Origin of the sequence: Aldersonia sp. NBC_00410 (genome assembly GCF_026342035.1) — a bacterium.
Lineage (GTDB): Bacteria > Actinomycetota > Actinomycetes > Mycobacteriales > Mycobacteriaceae > Aldersonia.
Window position 1 is genome coordinate 54,216 of record NZ_JAPENM010000002.1, and the last position, 15,297, is coordinate 69,512.

The 15,297-nt window shown below is 63.0% G+C and carries 14 protein-coding genes; 4 read left to right on the forward strand and 10 right to left on the reverse strand.

Annotated features, from left to right (window positions below; translation table 11 throughout):
• Positions 1 to 22: 22 nt before the first annotated feature.
• The 3 genes from OG921_RS03975 to OG921_RS03985 form a co-directional block, all read right to left on the reverse strand.
• A complete protein-coding gene (locus OG921_RS03975) occupies positions 23 to 1,006 on the reverse strand; it encodes an NAD-dependent epimerase/dehydratase family protein (protein ID WP_266111103.1) in 984 nt (327 codons plus the stop codon).
• 6 nt (positions 1,007 to 1,012) lie between these two features.
• Positions 1,013 to 2,038 (reverse strand): zinc-binding dehydrogenase, encoded by a 1,026-nt coding sequence (locus tag OG921_RS03980; RefSeq protein ID WP_266111104.1) that lies wholly within the window; start codon positions 2,036 to 2,038, stop codon positions 1,013 to 1,015.
• Between the two features lie 80 nt (positions 2,039 to 2,118).
• Positions 2,119 to 2,556: a nuclear transport factor 2 family protein gene (locus OG921_RS03985; RefSeq protein ID WP_266111105.1), complete on the reverse strand. Its 438-nt coding sequence runs from the start codon at positions 2,554 to 2,556 to the stop codon at positions 2,119 to 2,121.
• A gap of 326 nt (positions 2,557 to 2,882) precedes the next feature.
• Here OG921_RS03985 and OG921_RS03990 point away from each other — a divergent pair, with 326 nt between their 5' ends.
• Complete coding sequence (locus OG921_RS03990) at positions 2,883 to 3,599, forward strand: TetR/AcrR family transcriptional regulator (protein WP_266111106.1); 717 nt, start codon at positions 2,883 to 2,885, stop codon at positions 3,597 to 3,599.
• 23 nt (positions 3,600 to 3,622) lie between these two features.
• Here OG921_RS03990 and OG921_RS03995 read toward each other — a convergent pair whose 3' ends face one another.
• Positions 3,623 to 4,489 carry an IclR family transcriptional regulator gene (locus OG921_RS03995; protein ID WP_266111107.1) on the reverse strand — a complete coding sequence of 289 codons (867 nt, stop codon included), beginning with the start codon at positions 4,487 to 4,489 and terminating at the stop codon, positions 3,623 to 3,625.
• A gap of 240 nt (positions 4,490 to 4,729) precedes the next feature.
• On the opposite strand from OG921_RS03995, the gene OG921_RS04000 reads away from it, so the two are divergent.
• Positions 4,730 to 5,266 (forward strand): nuclear transport factor 2 family protein, encoded by a 537-nt coding sequence (locus OG921_RS04000; RefSeq protein ID WP_266111108.1) that lies wholly within the window; start codon positions 4,730 to 4,732, stop codon positions 5,264 to 5,266.
• Positions 5,263 to 6,378, forward strand: a complete 1,116-nt coding sequence (locus OG921_RS04005; protein ID WP_266111109.1) for an NAD(P)-dependent oxidoreductase — start codon at positions 5,263 to 5,265, stop codon at positions 6,376 to 6,378. Before OG921_RS04000 ends, OG921_RS04005 begins: the two co-directional genes overlap by 4 nt.
• 163 nt (positions 6,379 to 6,541) lie before the next feature.
• Here the strand turns inward: OG921_RS04005 and OG921_RS04010 are convergent, their stop codons facing one another.
• Positions 6,542 to 7,420 carry an oxidoreductase gene (locus OG921_RS04010; RefSeq protein WP_266111110.1) on the reverse strand — a complete coding sequence of 293 codons (879 nt, stop codon included), beginning with the start codon at positions 7,418 to 7,420 and terminating at the stop codon, positions 6,542 to 6,544.
• Positions 7,421 to 7,924: 504 nt separating this feature from the next.
• A complete protein-coding gene (locus tag OG921_RS04015) occupies positions 7,925 to 8,296 on the reverse strand; it encodes a VOC family protein (protein WP_266111111.1) in 372 nt (123 codons plus the stop codon).
• Positions 8,297 to 8,432: 136 nt separating this feature from the next.
• Here OG921_RS04015 and OG921_RS04020 point away from each other — a divergent pair, with 136 nt between their 5' ends.
• Positions 8,433 to 9,017: a transposase gene (locus OG921_RS04020; RefSeq protein ID WP_266111112.1), complete on the forward strand. Its 585-nt coding sequence runs from the start codon at positions 8,433 to 8,435 to the stop codon at positions 9,015 to 9,017.
• A 108-nt stretch (positions 9,018 to 9,125) separates the two neighbouring features.
• Here the strand turns inward: OG921_RS04020 and OG921_RS04025 are convergent, their stop codons facing one another.
• From OG921_RS04025 to OG921_RS04040, 4 genes are all read right to left on the reverse strand, one after another.
• On the reverse strand, positions 9,126 to 9,923 hold the full coding sequence (locus tag OG921_RS04025) for an SDR family oxidoreductase (RefSeq protein WP_266111113.1): 798 nt from the start codon (positions 9,921 to 9,923) through the stop codon (positions 9,126 to 9,128).
• 39 nt (positions 9,924 to 9,962) lie between these two features.
• Positions 9,963 to 10,157, reverse strand: a complete 195-nt coding sequence (locus tag OG921_RS04030; RefSeq protein WP_266111114.1) for a hypothetical protein — start codon at positions 10,155 to 10,157, stop codon at positions 9,963 to 9,965.
• Between the two features lie 2,743 nt (positions 10,158 to 12,900).
• Positions 12,901 to 14,112 carry a hypothetical protein gene (locus tag OG921_RS04035; protein WP_266111115.1) on the reverse strand — a complete coding sequence of 404 codons (1,212 nt, stop codon included), beginning with the start codon at positions 14,110 to 14,112 and terminating at the stop codon, positions 12,901 to 12,903.
• Positions 14,093 to 14,956: an alpha/beta fold hydrolase gene (locus OG921_RS04040; protein ID WP_266111116.1), complete on the reverse strand. Its 864-nt coding sequence runs from the start codon at positions 14,954 to 14,956 to the stop codon at positions 14,093 to 14,095. The genes OG921_RS04035 and OG921_RS04040 overlap by 20 nt, the downstream gene beginning before the upstream one ends.
• Between the last annotated feature and the right edge of the window lie 341 nt (positions 14,957 to 15,297).

Consider the following 15,297-nt stretch of genomic DNA (forward strand, 5'->3'; position numbering starts at 1 on the left):
TGCAGCGTCGCTGCGTCGTTCGCTACTCGTGGCGGCGAGTGAAGAACTCCGCGGCGCGGGCAATGGATTCTTCGACCGGGGCGGGCTTCCACCCCAGTTCCCGCTCGGCCTTGCCGTGATCCAGCGGTGACATCAACTCCGCCATGTGCAGCCCTGCCACCGTGAAGGGCAGGTCGCGGCGCAGCAGACGGGAAGCGACGTCGTTGGTGCGGGCGGCGACGCGCAGCAGCGGCATGGGAAGCTTCAGCAACGGTGGGGTGACGCCGGCGGCTCTGGCGGTGATCTCGTGCACCTCGCGCGTGCTCAAGTAGCGGTCGGAGATGGTGTAGCGGTCCCCCACCCGGCCGCGGTCGGCCGCGAGAAGCATTGCCCGGGCAGCGTCTTCGATGCCCACGACCTCCGCGGACCAGTCGAAGTAGCACGCGAACCTTCCCGCAGCGACCCTGGCGATCAGGGATCCGTGCGGGGTCGGTGCCCAGTCGCCGGGACCGTAGGTCGTCGAGACGCACAGCGCGACTGCGGGCAGGCCTTTGTCGCGGGCGTACTGCATCACCAGGTTCTCCGCGGCGACGCGCGATGCGATGTAGGCCCCGCCCTGGTTCCAGTTGTGCGGGTCGTCTTCGGTGACCGGGGTCCCGTCGCTGATGGCGAGCGTCCCGGTGGTGCTGGTGAAGACGAACTTCCTCAGCTCGGCTGCCAGGGCAGCGTCGAGTACGTGACGGAGCCCCTCGACGTTGGTGCGGAACAGCGGAGCGGGGTCCCGCAGCCACATCCGTGCATCGACCACGCAGTAGTAGACGACCTCGCAGCCGGCCATCGCCACCCGCAGTGCCTCGTCGTCGAATACATCGCCGTAGCAGCGTTCGACGTCGAGATCGTCGATACCCCTGGTGGAACTGCTGCGGCGAAGCATCACGCGGACATCGGCGTCCTCGGCCACCAATTGGCGGGTGACGTGGGACCCGAGGAATCCGCTGGCGCCGATCACCAGGCTCTTGCCCGACATCGTCGGCTACCGGGCCGCAGTAGTCGGATGCACGACGACACGCGGGGGTCCCTGACCCTTGCGGAGCTGGTCCAGCGCATCGGGGACCTCGTCGAGGCCGATGGCCTTGCCGATGGCGGGCAGCGGATCCAGGCGGCCGTCGGCGACCGCGTCGAGGGTGCCGTACCAGTCCTGCGGATGCGGTCCGCCGCCGAACTGCATCGCCAGGCCCTGGTGCATGGCAGCGGGAATGATCATGGTGTCGGCCCCGGTCCAGCTGCCGGCGGCGAAGATGCGGGTACCGAATTCGCAGGAGTCGATGATGTTCTGGATCAGCCCGGGGGCACCGGCGCACTCGAAGATCACTTGGGGCCAGGTGGCGCCGGTGCTTTGGGCGAGCTCGCGCCACACCTCATAGGGTGAACGCTCCGCGGGGTTGACCACCTCGGTCGCGCCGAACGTCCGGGCGTATTCCAGGCGGGCCGGGCTGTAGTCGGCGACGATGATGTGCTCGATGCCACGAGCCTTCAGTGCCGCGACCGCCGACAGACCGATCGCTCCCGCGCCGATGACGAGTGGCAGTTCACCAGGGGCAATGTTGGAGATCCGGACGTAGTACTCGCCGACCGCGAAGGCGTCCACCACGGCGGCCGCGTCGTCGGGGACGCCATCGGGCACGACGCGGGTCATCACCTCCGAGACCCGCATCAGCTCCCCGAATGCGCCGGGAGCGTCCGGGTCGTGACCGATGACGTGCGGCTGCCCGGCGCCCAACAGCAGCGGCATGCTGGTGACTCGGGTGCCGATCGGGAAGTTCTCCGAGCCGCCGGGTCCGTGACCGACGACCTCGCCGATGAATTCGTGCCCCAAGACGGTGTCGCGGTCGGCGTCCCACACGAACCGCGGCGCACTGTTGGGGTGATCCATGTAGTGCACGTCCGAAGCGCACAGCGCGGCACTGAGCGGGCGGATCAGCAGCTCCCCCGGGCCGGCCACCGGATCATCGGTTTCCCGGACCTCCAACCGGTTGTCCCGCAACACGACTGCACGCATCGTATTCCCTCGCTCCATGCGACTTGGTAATGGTCAGTGTCCGTACTTGCGAACAAAATCGGTGCCGTCGACGGCCGTGGTCAATGCGTACCCGCCGCGGTCATGACCCGGGACATGTGCACGGTGCGGTGGCTGATACGCCAACCGTCGGAGGTTCGGATGAGAACGTCGTCGTAGTGCCCGACCGCGTCGATCCAGCTCCCCGAGTCACCGGGGGTCGCGATGAGGATGGCGTGCACATAGGACCGGGCAGTGGCCTTGTCGGCGTCGCCACCCACGCCGACGTCGATGACGAAGTTGGACAATCGATGGTGAGTGTCACCCATGGCGTCGTGCGAGGCGAACATGAAGTCGGTAAGCGCGTCGATGCCGGAGAACTGGCCGATCGCGCCGTAGTCGGCGACCGCGTCAGCCGTCCAGCAGGTCCGGAACAAATCCCAGTCCCGCTGGTCGATGCCGGTGGCATAACGGATCAGCACCTCGGCGATCTGAGCCTGATCCTCGCGGAGGTCACTCATCTTCGGTCTCCCCGGCTCGGAGTACATATCGACGATTCGGTTGCGTGGCCGAGTGTCCACTCGACGAGGTGATGGGGCGCAGCATGTCGCACGCGCTGAACCTACGACCCGCAATTGCCGTTTGGCAACTTTTCCGCCGCGCGGTGAATATTCGCCGGTCCATCGAATCGGAGCGGCTGATCGACAGCACCGGGGTCCTGCGGTGCCGCGACGCATGACCGACGTGATTGGCGTGATGTGCCGAAGTCGTGCGGGCAGGCGGTGCTCCTCGTGCAGCGTCGGATGAACGCAGGCCGGTCCTCTGATCTGCGCCTAGGCTGGTCTCGGTGAGTACCGAGGCAATGGACACGAACGACACCGAGGGCGAGCCGTCGGGACGCCCCGGACGGGGGCGTCCGCCGCGCATCAGCCGTGAGCAGATCGTCTCCGCGGCACGCAGCGTGCCTCGGCAAGACTTCTCGATGAAGGCCGTCGCCGACGCCATGGGCGTAAGCCGCAAGGCGCTGCACTACCACGTCAGCGACCGCGAAGGCCTGCTGAACCTCATGGTCATCGACCACTTCGAATCCGAACTGGGGGGCGCCGAACTACCATCCGATGGCGACTGGCAATCGACGTTGCGGGCATACGCCCACGCCTATCATCGCGGCATTGTGCAGGTAGGCGTCACAGCGACGCACATCCAGATCCACGGTATCGGCGGCTCCGCGTCGATGGCGCTGGCCGAACACGTCCTGCAGTCGTTGTTGACCGCCGGCTTCGACGACCGCCTGGCTCGCCGCGCACTGACCACGATCTCTAATCTCGCCATGACCGCCGGGCACAACGAACTACTCAGGCAGCAGGGCGGAGTCACGCCACAGGAAGCCGAAGTCGCCGATGCCCTTGCGCATGCCCCCGAAGACCAGTTTCCCGCTTTGCGCCGGATCGTCGCGAACGCTCACGCCGAAGGCCCCGGCGTCGACGAGCAGTTCAACTTCGAACTGGATCTGGCGATCGCCGGGCTGGTGCAACTCTTGGCCGCCCACCCATCCCGCCCCTGAAACACGATGTGGCAGAACGTGATCTAGACGGCCCGCATGATGGCTGTGGCAGCCTCGCTGAGATGTCGCCCGATGTGCTTGACGCGCTGCGAGGACATCGTGGTGAACGGATGCACGCACATATTGAATCTGACCCGACCGCGGTCATCGAAGATCGGCGCCGAGATCGCTCCCACATACTGTTGTGTCCGAGACTGCACCGACCCTGAAAGCGGCACGGCGCCACTGAGTTCCACCAGTATCTCGTCGAGATGTTCGCGCATCGAGGCCGATGCTGCGTCGGTGTGCAGTCTGGTCATGATCGGTATGGCCGAGACCGTTTCCGGACTCAGCCGTTCCACGCTGTACCCGTCGGCGCGGATCTGTTCGAGTTGCTCGCCGAGGTGCGCCGCGAACGCAGCGGTGTCAACCCCGCTGCGTTCGACCCAGGCGCGACGTTGCGCTTCCGGTGCCCACGCGGCGTATGCGGGTCCGAAGGGTGCGGCGAAGGGCAGGCGGTCACCGACCGACACGCTCCACCGGTCGCCGCCTCCGGCGATGAATGCCGAGATGACCAGCGAGTCTCCGACACGTTCGGACACCGACGCGGCGCAGCCGAACTCGCGCCCCACCGCCGCGACCGCCGCGGCCGCGGCGAGCACCACCGAACGCGATTGATCGATCTGCCCCGCGACCCGGCCCAATCCGCCGCCGATGAAAAACCCCTTGTCTACCGGGTCGCGGGTAACCCAACCGGCATCACACAGTTCGGTCAGGATCGCATGCGCCGTCGCCTTATTGAGGCCCAGAGCGTGCACGACGTCACTGAGCCGCGTGGGCCCGGGATGACGTTCGGCAAGCAGCTCGATGACGTTCACCACGCGCCGTGTCGGCGGAGACGAACCGGACACAAGTGCTCCTAGATCCGAAGTGGGTCGACGCAGGCTACTACCAGGCTCGCGGGCCGGACTCACGCGTGAGTGTCGCCGCATCCCTCCAGCGAATTCGTCCTGTGGCGGAAACCCTTCCAGGCGGTGCCGGCTGTTGACTACCGTCACGACCGTCTCTAGCCTAACTATTCAACCATAGAGTTCGAATATCCGAACAGCAGAGCGGACGGGCCCCTGCGCCGACACCTCGAAGGGGTCTACATGAGCACACCGAACCACGACGGGCCGGCATCGAATGCCGTTGATCTGCAACAGTTTCACGACATCGAGGCGATCAAGCAGCTGAAAGCCCGCTACTGCCGCCACCTCGATGCCAAGGACTGGGAAGCGTGGCGCGGGGTCTTCACCGACGACTTCGTCAGCGACACCGCCGAGTCCGGAGGCCGCCTCATCGAGGGTGCCGACGCCATGGTGGCGTACCTGCGCACACAACTGGGCAAACCCACTCAGCCCACCGTGCACCAAGTGCAAGCCCCCGAGATCGAACTCACCACCCCCACGACAGCCCGCGGGATCTGGGCCCTGCAAGACGTCGTGCGGGTGGCCCCGGGAGTGAACCTGCTCGGCTACGGCCACTACCACGAGACGTACGCGAAGATCGACGGCCGTTGGTACATCAAGACATCGAAACTCACGCGGCTTCGTGAGGACATCTTCAACCCGCTTTTCTCCTTCCGGGTTCCCGTATGGCTGCGTAACGCCGCGGGTGCGGCCGTGGCACGAAAGCAGCAGAAATGAACGACGCGATATTGATCACCGGTGCATTCGGTCAGGTGGGCAAACGTTGCACCGAGGTACTGCTGTCGCGGGGACGCACCGTCATCGCCATGGACCTACGCACCGAGACCACGATGGCCGTCGCCAAGGCGATGGCCGAAGCCGGACACCCCGGCACGCTGCGAGTTGTCCACGCCGACCTACTCGACGCTGCGGCCATCGAGGACATCGCTGCCAAGCATCGCCCCAGCACGATCATCCATTTGGCAGCGATGTATTCCCCACCGTCCTACCGCAACCCCGCATTGGCCAGAAAGGTCAACGTCGAGGGCACCGCGAACCTCGTCCGCGCAGCTCGCGCCCTGCCCGATCCCCCGCTGGTGGCCTTCGCCTCGAGCGCCGCGGTCTACGGCTCGCGCAACCCTCACCGGTACCCCGAACTGATCACGCCGCAGACCCCGGTGAACCCGATCGACCAGTACGGCCAGGACAAAGTACTCGCGGAAAATGTCATCACCGATAGTGGACTGCCGCACGCCATCCTGAGGTTGGGCGGCGTGCTGTCTCCTGACGGTGCGGGCAACATCAACAGCGACTACCTGTTGCTGATGCGTGCCAGCCCCGGCGACAACCGATTGCACTGTGTCGACGCGCGCGACGTCGGAATGGCGTTCGCCAACACCGTCGACCGACGCGAGACCATCAACGGCAAAGTCCTGCTCATCGCGGGCAACAACAGCTACATGCACACCCACCGCGACGTCGAAGACGACATGATGGAAGCCATCGGCATCGGCCGGCTCGGCCCGCGGGCGAGCTTGCCCGGCGACCCGGAAGACGATGGCGGCTGGAGCTTCACCGGCTGGTTCGATACCACGCAATCGCAATCCCTGCTCGACTACCAGCACCACGACTGGCCACAGACCATTGCCTGGGTAGCCGAATCACAGACCCCCGCCGCGCGTCGCGTCCTCAGGCTGGTCGGTCCGGTCCTTCGTCTTGTTCTCAGGTCACTCCTGATCGCGCAACGGCGCCGGGAACGACGCGGACGTTACGCCGACCCGTGGACCCTCATCGCCAACAAATACGGGCCCGCGATTCTGGCCATCGACAGCGCGACCGAACCGCGATGACGACGGGCATACCGCTGGCTTGTCCCGGGCCCGACAACTGGAACCGCAACTGAATACGAAACCACCCCAACCCGGTGTGCCCATACTCCAATGCCACGCGCGGCAACATCGACGTCGAACTGGTCATCGCCCAGGACTGAGCGGGCCAGGACTGAGCTGCGGCTCAGTTGAACTGGTAGGTCACCCCGGTGAGTCGCTCGGACAGCTCCCACAGCTGAGCGGCCACTGCGGTGTCCTTGGACCTCGCGATCGATCCCGACTTCCCCGGATATCCACGCGTCCCGAGAAAGCTCCGGGGACCGTAGTACTCGCCACCGTCCGCGTCGGGCGACGTCGCCGCGAAAAGACTCGGCAACGCGCCCATCTCGGCGCTCTGGGCCATGATCTTGTTATTGAGCTGCATCAACGGATCGAGGAACGACTCGGAATGCGATTGCAGGTTGGTCGCCGCGACCCCGGGGTGGACGGCGATCGATGCCACCTTCGAGCCGGATCGACTGAGGCGTCGCTGCAGTTCGCGGGCAAAGATGAGGTTCGCCAGCTTCGACTGACCATAGGCCGGCCAACGCTCGTACTTGCGCTTCTCCCAGTTCGGGTCGTCGATCGAAATCTTGCCCGTTCGATGGGCGATGCTGGACACCGTGACCACGCGGTCGGCGATCTTGGGCAGCAGCAGACCAGTGAGTGCGAAGTGTCCGAGATGGTTTGTGCCGTACTGCATCTCGAAGCCATCGGCGGTCTTGTACTGCGGCAACGCCATCACTCCGGCGTTGTTGATGAGCACGTCGGCACGGTCCACCGACTCGGCGAAGCTGCGCACCGAGGCAAGGTCGGCGAGGTCCAGCTTTGCGACCGTGGCATTGGGTCCGATCGATGCCGCAACCGCGTCGGCGGTGTCGGTGTTTCTGCATGCGAGTACCACTTCGGCCCCGGCGTTGGCCAGCGCGCGAGCGGTCACCTCGCCGAGACCGCTGTTCGCGCCGGTCACAATGAACTTCCGGCCATCTTGCGGGCGAATATCGCGCGCGGTCCACTTCGTCACGCGCAGAGTTTGACACCGACATGCCCCGGAGGGAAGGCCCCGCGTTGACTCACCCGAAAGGTCCGCGTCGGTCGATACGTTGCCTCATTGGGGAAGGTCCGGATCGTTCGGCGCGCCTCCAACTGTGAGCTGGGGTTTTGCGGTTCACCGGGGTGACGGAGTTGACGTTGGCGAGTCGGAAGGCGATCACCAGGTCCCAAGCGGTGAGGCACCGTGATGCGAGCAGTCCGGCAAGGCGGCGATCTTGGACTCGGTGTGCGCGGTGACCGGGTTCCACCGCGACTACGCGCGGCGGGCGTTGCGGCAGGCGCTGGTGCCACGGGTGGTTCGACCCAGACCGCCACGTGAACCGAAGTTAGACGCGGAAGTCGTTGCAGCGCTGGAGAAGTGTTGGGCGGTGCTGAACGCGCCGGCGGGCAAGCGGCCGGCGCCGATGTTGCCGGTAGCGGTGGAAGCAGCGGTCGTCAGGAATAGTCAAGATCTGTGGATCGGTATGCGGCTGACTCAGGAGCGTTCGTCTGTGCGGTGCGCGATCTGGAAGACGTTGCCGAACGGGTCGCGGACCATGGCCCGTCTGTCGCCGTAGGGGGTGTTGAGCGGCGCTTCCAGGCTCATTGCTCCGGCGGTGAGGGCTCGGTTATAGACCAGGTCCGCATCGTCGACGTAGACGTAGAGAAAAGCGGGGAACAGTTCGCGCTCGCCTGCCGGGGTCACCATGACAAGAGAGTCACCGATGCGCACTTCCGTCGGACGCCCGGCTTGCACCTGGCCGACAGCATCGAAGACCGCGCGCAGGAACTCGACCGCTGCTGCGGCGTCGCTCACGACCATGCGCGGCGTGACCGAGTGGAATTCCGGCGGTCGGTCGACCTTCATGCTGCGGCCTCCTGATCGTGTCCTTCGGGTCGTTCGACGATCGATTCGCATGATCCGGGGGTACCGGAAGTCTCTGCGAGATCGTTGCCCCGGCGAAAGGGCTCGGCGCGGGGTGCCGGATCATCGCTCGGCTGCGATGGCACCTGCACGAGCTCGACCCGGCGTGGACTGCGCCGAAAAAATCGACAGGACCAGCGCTTTCGACAAGATCGCGGTTCACCTCGATGGGTTCGACGGACTCGTCACCCGACTGGCGCGCCGGCTGGTCGAGCATCTTCGCCGGCTCACTGTCGAGATCAATGAGCTGACCACCGAGATCACGGCACGTGTTCGCGTCCCGGCGCCATCACTGCTGGCCGTTGTGGGGTGCGGGCCATTGACCGCGGCAAAGATCCTCGGCGAGACCGCAAACGTGCGACGGTTCCGCTCCAAGGATGCCTTCGCCCGGCACAACGGAACCGCACCGCTGCCGGTTTGGTCATCGAACCATGAGCGACATCGACTCTCCCGCACCGGGAATCGTCAGATCAATGCTGCACTGCACCGCATCGCACTGACCCAGGCCCGCTGCTATCCACCCGCACGCGCGCTACTCGACCGACGCAAAGCCAACGGCGATGGCGGCATGGAAGCGATGCGAGTACTGAAACGACGACTCTCCGACATCGTCTATCGCGCCATGATCACCGACAATGAATCGATGCTATCGGTCGCTGCTTGACAGAGGAGCAAGGGACAGTCCCCTGGTCGGTCGCATGACCTGGTCGGTGGCTCTCAGAATGAACCAACGGCCAGGTGCCCGGGCCGTCGCTGAAAGCGCGGTGAGGGTTCAGCTGTTCTTGAAGGGGTTGAAGGTCTTTCCGACGAGGTAGCCCAGGCGGATAGGCAACGGCTTCATGGCGGCGGCGGAGATCTTGTTGACGATGCCCGGGACGCACACGGGTTTGCCGTTCATCACCGCTGCCAAGCCCTCGGTGACGACGGCGTCGGGCTGCTGCCAAAGGATGCGGGGCAGGTGGTCGGCTTTGTCGCGAGTGCCCATGACGTCGTGGAATTCGGTGTGGGTGAAGCCGGGGCACAGGGCGGTGACGTGGATGCCGTGGGGTTTGAGTTCCATGTCGAGGGCTTGCGAGGTGTTGAGGACGTAGGACTTGATGCCGGTGTAAAGCAGGCTGGCTCCGGGTGGAGCGAACGCGGCGACCGAGGACAGGTTGATAATGCGGCCCCAGTGGCGCTTCTTCATAGCAGGGATGACCAGGTGTGCGAGTTCGGTCGGTGCAGTCACCATCAGCTGGATCTCCCCGGCCAGGGCGTCCCATCGGGTGTCAGCGAACGCGGTCTTGCCTGACAGTCCCGCGTTGTTGATCAGGACGTCGATGTCCAAGCCCTGCTGGTCGGCGTACTCCACAATCGCGGCGGGTGCGGCGGGGTCGGTGAGGTCGGCGGCGAACACCTCGCAGCGCACATCGTGGCGTTCGGTCAGCTGCGTGGCGAGTTCTCGGAGCCGGTCGGCGCGGCGTGCGACCAACAGCAGCTGGTAGCCGCTTGCGGCCAAATGGTGGGCAAACGTCGCGCCGATGCCGGCGGACGCGCCGGTGATCAGGGCGGTGCGGGGGGATGTGGTCATGATTCCTTCGCTCGGGTGGGGACAGATAGGTGAGGGGCGTCAGGCAGGTAGGCCGGGCAGCTCGCGGGAGCCGGGCGTGAAGGCAGGCCGGACGATGCCGATGTCGCCGCGGTACGGGCCGACCGGGCAGGTCAGCAGGAAGGGCCGGGGCACGCGGCGCAGAGCGTCGGTGAATCCCCAGATTCCCGTGCCCAGGTAGTCGCCGGGTGCGGCGCGCCGCACCTCGTCCACCATGTGGCTCGCCCCGCACATCGGTGTAGGCGCGATAGATCAGCGTGTAGGCCGGAGCGCCGTCGTCGCGGGACGGGGCCAACAGCGTGCGCATCGGGTAGCGCTGCCGGACCTGGCCGAACTCGCCGAAAGTGTCGTAGCCGCGCCCGCCGTCCTCATCGACGGGCCGGAATGCCTTGCACAGCCAAGGCCCGAGCGGGTTGCCCACGGCCACCTTTCCGGTCACCACGGCGAACAGATTGGGCTGGGCCAGCAGAGCGCCGGTGTACTCGCCGTCGATCTCGGCGATCGGAGGGGCTTCCAGAGTGGTGAACAGGGCAAGCGGGCCGCTGGTGTCGAGCCGTCGCAGCTCGGCGGCCGCGTTGTCGGTGTCCATGGGAATCGGCCATCGCCCGCAGTGCGCTCGCCTCGGGATCGTCGCGATCCGGGGTGACGCCGTGCCGAAACACCAGCCACGTCGACAACACCGCACCGACAGCCGGCGGGGCGAGTCCGCCGTCTTCGATCATCCACCCATCCACCTCCACCCTCAGCGTGCGCCGCTCGCCGTCGGTGCACCCGAATGCTGTTGTCCCGCCGCAGTCTTGTCCGCGTCGGTTGGATTCGGAGTTCATGCTCATCCCCGCGCACTCGACATAGGTCCGAGAGTCGACGCCCTCGGGCGCGGGGTCACCGTAGACCGCCACACTACCGGCCTCAGAGGAAGGTGCTGCGTCCCAAATCTCAGTGTGGACGTGGAGACAGGAATCAACCTGCTCAGAAATCCGAATCACAACCGATAAGTCCATGGACGGACTGACTTCCGCACCGGTGTCGACAAACCCGGCACTGTGCCGCTCTCTGCGCATCGCGAACGGCACTCGATGCCACGACGTTGGGTCCCAGTGGAGTCACCAAGCGGAACGTCATCGGAGGCGGAATGGGTAGCCGCGGCCCAGCGCCGGCTCCGGCTCGGGCGCTGACCTGCACCTTTGATGCGAATCGGGACGCCGTGCGGGCCTTCGAGACCTTCCGCCACGCGAGCGGATAATCGTTTTGGACAGATTTTGGTCAGATGGAGGCTCGGAATACGGTTATCGAAGACGGAGAATGGCCTTTCGAAACATGCCTTGACCTGCGGCTTTTGATGTGTGGTCCCGGCTGGGATCGAACCAGCTACCTTCCGCGTGTGAAATGGACACAACCCCAGGTGATTTCGGAATTACCCGGTCAGACCGGACTCACCTCCTCCAACTGGACCAACTGGACCAACTGGACCGACCCGTTGGACAGATATTGGCCACATGGACACTCGACCAACACTCTGATCGGGTGACACTGAGTACCGTGACACCGCGTGCCGCGCCCGGACCGGGCCCACTTCGTGACGATCGAGATCGTCGAGCACCCCCTTTGTCGGTGCCGCACCGCCGATATCGTCTCGGAACAGAGGGTCCGGCACCGACTGAACCTCACGTAGGCCACTGAATCCGGCCTGCACGGGCTCAGCAACGCGAACCGCTGACCCCCACACTCCCAGAGAGTGTGCACCCAGTCTCGACCGTTCGGCGGGTACCGCCACGTACCGATGTGCCCGCCTCGGTGGGCTGATCGCGTTCCGGTCCGTCTCACCTTCCTCGCCCCGTTTCGGCGGCGGCGTCGGGACATTCCGGGACACTGCACATTCTTCTCCCCGCCGACAGCAAGACCAACTTTACGATCTCCCGCTGCGGGCGACAACGAAGGCGACACGCCCCGTGATTCACAGTCGCCTGATCGCGACAACGCGCCCCAGAGCCTGCCTCGCCCCAAAGCGGTGCGGGACGTTACTGCGATCCATGCACGGGAGGCCCCCGGGTCGACTGAGGCCGGCAACCGTTCGTTGTCTCGGGTTCATTTCAATATGTCCCACCAATGCCACGACGTTTCCGTTCTGGCTGCTCAGAACAACCCAGACCCCGCTGGGTGGGTTGAACAAGCCTTGCAATCCACGACGACATCAAATTGAGGTCCTGCATACCCTTTATATTCCCCGCAAACTGATCTAGCTGACGTAAGCGGTCAAGGTAGCCCTCATCCTGCAGAAGTGGAGTCGCGATACGGACGAACTCTCGCTCCCCGAGAAGATCTACGCCAGGCGGTGCCCAGAATATGCGCAATATTATGCGGACAATCATCTGCACCGACCGGCTACCTTCTAAATGCGCGTTCGCACAGGACTTGTAGAATCTGAGGTGACGAGCTTCTTGGCGCGCAATCTCTCGAACCACGTCACGAACACCCGGATCTGAAATCCGATCCGAAATGTATAAGTAAGTTTGAAGAGCTACAAACTCCTGCAGCGCACCTTGAGTGCAGTAGGCCGCTCTCATTAGACGCGGCGCCAGTAGCCCCAAGATCGGAAGTATAGTTCTATTTAGCCAACCAATGCCGACCCGCGACGGCGCCGACGACTCGACTCCACACCTGCGAGAGAGCTCAGAAAATATTCTGCCATGCTCAGCCTCCTCCGCCATCCAGGCGATTAGAAACTCGTGGATAATATCGCTGCGTTCAAGCCCTGCAACGCGCACCTTCTTGGAAATAACTCGGGAATCTGTCTCGATTGCCCCCAGCGCGAGGAAGACCTCGCCGAGGTCATGGTTAGCGCCTAAATCGCCGCTACCAACCCGCTCCCGCCAAACAATCGGTCCCCAATTCCTGAGATATACTTCTAATGCACGCCGAAACTCATTTGACTCTCCGAACGCGGGAGACGGAAATCGCCTCATGACAGTAGATTCACGTCCCAGATGACTTTCGCAGTCGTCCATAGGGCGGCCGCAAAAGCGAAGATGGCACCGATCACGCTGCGAGCGGTCCACCACTTATGGAAGGGCAAAAGTAGCGGCAGATCTCGAATATCGCGAAGTCGCTGGGCGACCGTCGTTCGCTGCACTACGTCGCTCGACGGAATCGCGGCAAGAACGAGCTGGGTTTCTTTCTCCTTCATCTTGCGAAACCGTCTTACGTCCCTCATTACTATGACCAACGGAAGAATCGTATAGAAGGGCAGTAGCACCAACCATTGGCCAAGTAGCGGAACAAGCAGCACCCAGTTCGGGATGTCGAGCAGAACCATCAATGAAAGAAGCCCCGCCCCGTGTAATATCAACGCAACCCACGTTGCAGACAGGATTCGAGTTACGGGCTTCCAACCGTAGTCGCCGTCAGCGTTATCCACGTCAGCACCGTAGAGAACTCTACGGCGTACACGCCACAGCCCAAGTACAACTCTACTGCCGACCAAGTTCATGCGCACGATATAATACACGGCAACGAACCCGACTACAAAATATAGCATCCAACTCCAGCTACTTATGGCCGGGTTTGCCCACCATTTATCCCAAACCTTAGTTGGCCACTCAGCGTCTGATGGCGGAGCCAATGGCCGGTATATCGCGGCACGCTCGCCCACCATCAAACTTGCCATAGCTATTGCTGCAATTAGCGATGTAAAGAGGGTTGACGAACCAGGACCGCGAAAGTATCGATTCATCGCGTCCACTTCAAGAGTCAGCGCGCCAACAGCATCAGACCCAGGGTATCGATCCAGGATTAGGCCGTTACGCGAAAGGGTGGGAATCAGGGCGTGAAATCCTGTCCACTGCTTGTAAACAAGGTACGGGCTGAGCACTGCTGCGAACATCAACACGATGGACCACACGTCGCGCGCGAGCGGCATTGCTGCCGGAACCGATGGCTCGTTAACGCAGGAGAGTTTGGATGACTCAAGCAGATGTCCAACATCCTGACACACAGCCAGTGGGACGTCGTCCATCGAGAGTGAATTGGAAAACTTTGCCAGGACGACAAAAAGCACCACAGAGGCAAAAGCAGGAGCTAGGAGTATCTCTGGTGGAATCCTTCGCAGCGACAACCATGCAAGTGATCGCTCGGACAGAAAAGGGTCGATACGGTCAATTGTCAATTTGTTCACCCGACTCCAGATGACGACGAATCAACTGCACGACAAGGTCGGGATCACGCTCGGGAATCCAATGACTTCCTTCGATGATCTCCAGATCATAGGATCTAACCCATTGCTGGCTCTCGCGTATACCGGAAAAATCCACAGCGGCATCGTCAATCGACCATATGTGCAGCGTGGGCGCGACCACGATCACCTTGGAAAGCGCCTCCGGCAGGTTGAACGGCAGAGCACGGTACCAGTTGAACGGCCCGCACCTTCCACCGCGGTTTTCAACTATATTACGCACATACCGCTGACCGATTATCCGATTCAAACCCATTGCCTCAAGCAGTTTGACCGCAAACTTTCCATTCATTATCGTGACGAGCATTTCGGGAAAGAACGGAATCATCAGCAATAACATATATCCAGATCGAATAGCCTGTTTGCCAAAAAATGCTCTCGCAAGCGCGCGTGGCTCAGGCATCGATAAAACTACCAGCCTTCTGACTAGCTCGGGCCTCTCGCGCGCAAGGCTCCATGCAACGCTCCCGCCCCAATCGTGGCCAACTATATTGGCTGGCCCAGCACCTTCCGCATCTAGGATAGTGGCGATATCATTCCGCAGTTCCGACAACCTGTATCGGAACGGATTCCATGGACTAGCGCCCATCGAATATCCGCGCTGCAAAGGAACTATTATACAATAATTAGAGGAAAGTTTCCGCGAGATCGGCTCCCAAGTTTTCAAATCCTGCGGAAAGCCATGCAAAAGGACAATCGTCGATCCGGAAAAGTCTGCCGAGCCGGCAATATAGTAGTGGAGGCTCAGGGCGCCTCGCTTGATTGTCCGTAATTCCCAATGTGCCATTCTTCCTCATTCTAAACCAGAACGATAACTTGTTTAATGAAACTTGCCGCCTTTCGAACTGTCGCTATCGTTTCATCGGTATTCAGTCATTCAAATAATCCTTTCTCTCGCTGGCAGGCGAGGCGGGTACAAATCCCTGTGTGCGAGCCCTCCCGCGCTCCGGTTGTCAGTTTTCCCGGGAAGGCCTGCCATAAGCGGTGCGACCGCCATCCCCCATAGTCGATTAGCTTTGGCCAGAGATTGACCGCCAGCGGAACCGCGGCCGTTCCGCTGGTCGGACCTTCCTGCGCTCCTATTTCGACTCCCCGCGGGTTTCCCGCGCGGCTGTCGGCCACTGATGG

Bases quoted from the DNA above. Each gene is read 5' to 3' on its own strand.
- OG921_RS04020 (WP_266111112.1), top strand. From the start codon at position 8,433: ATGGCACCTGCACGAGCTCGACCCGGCGTGGACTGCGCCGAAAAAATC.
- OG921_RS04015 (WP_266111111.1), bottom strand. From the start codon at position 8,296: ATGAAGGTCGACCGACCGCCGGAATTCCACTCGGTCACGCCGCGCATG.
- OG921_RS03975 (WP_266111103.1), bottom strand. From the start codon at position 1,006: ATGTCGGGCAAGAGCCTGGTGATCGGCGCCAGCGGATTCCTCGGGTCC.
- OG921_RS04025 (WP_266111113.1), bottom strand. From the start codon at position 9,923: ATGACCACATCCCCCCGCACCGCCCTGATCACCGGCGCGTCCGCCGGC.
- OG921_RS04005 (WP_266111109.1), top strand. From the start codon at position 5,263: ATGAACGACGCGATATTGATCACCGGTGCATTCGGTCAGGTGGGCAAA.
- OG921_RS04000 (WP_266111108.1), top strand. From the start codon at position 4,730: ATGAGCACACCGAACCACGACGGGCCGGCATCGAATGCCGTTGATCTG.
- OG921_RS03985 (WP_266111105.1), bottom strand. From the start codon at position 2,556: ATGAGTGACCTCCGCGAGGATCAGGCTCAGATCGCCGAGGTGCTGATC.
- OG921_RS04040 (WP_266111116.1), bottom strand. From the start codon at position 14,956: ATGGCACATTGGGAATTACGGACAATCAAGCGAGGCGCCCTGAGCCTC.
- OG921_RS03980 (WP_266111104.1), bottom strand. From the start codon at position 2,038: ATGCGTGCAGTCGTGTTGCGGGACAACCGGTTGGAGGTCCGGGAAACC.
- OG921_RS04030 (WP_266111114.1), bottom strand. From the start codon at position 10,157: ATGGTGGACGAGGTGCGGCGCGCCGCACCCGGCGACTACCTGGGCACG.